Annotated in this window: 1 protein-coding gene; it reads left to right on the top strand. The window is 63.0% G+C overall.

From position 1 onward, the window contains the following. A partial coding sequence (locus tag AC1DW2_RS43850; protein ID WP_477009218.1) for an IS5 family transposase occupies positions 1 to 696 on the top strand: 696 nt, incomplete at both ends.

Below are 696 nucleotides of genomic sequence, written 5' to 3'. Positions count from 1 at the left end.
GGCTATCCGGTGCTGGTGCTGTTTCGTGCTGTGCTGTTGCAGTCGCTGTATGGTCTTTCGGAGCGCGAACTCGAGGAAGCGCTGGGCGACCGGTTGTCGTTCAAGCGCTTCGTCGGTTTGAGCCTTGAGGATGCGACGCCCGACCATACGGTCCTGAACCGCTTTCGGAACCAGCTTGTCGAACAAGGCCTGCTAGAGAAGCTGTTTGGTGAGCTGGATCGTCAGCTTGAGAATGCCGGCGTCATCCTCAAGCGCGGCACGATGCTGGATGCGACCTTGATCCAGGCGGTGTCGGCTCCTCCGAAGGAGGATCGCCCCTCAAACGATCCCGACGCCCGCTTCACCAAGCGGCAAGGCAAGAGCGGCACGACGTTCGGTTACAAGGCCCATGTCGGTGTCGACGAAGGATCCGGCTTGATCCGCGCGGTACTGACCACACCGGCCAACATCAACGACACGACACCGGCGGACGCTTTGATTCGCGGCGATGAAGCCGTGGTCTGGGCCGATGCGGCTTACGACACCCATGCCCGACGGGCCCGGCTGAAGGCGGAAGGCAAGAARCCCCGCATCGCTCGTCGGCCCAACAGACATCATCCGGAACTGCCGCCCAGGCTCAAACGCTACAACCTCCTCATCGCGCGCCGACGAGCCCAGGTCGAGACCATCGCGCGCCGACGAGCCCAGGTCGAGACC

The sequence above is a fragment of the Bradyrhizobium sp. P3_C3 genome (assembly GCF_056402655.1).
Note: the sequence above shows the minus strand (reverse complement) of the source record. Positions and strands in the feature narration are given on the sequence as shown.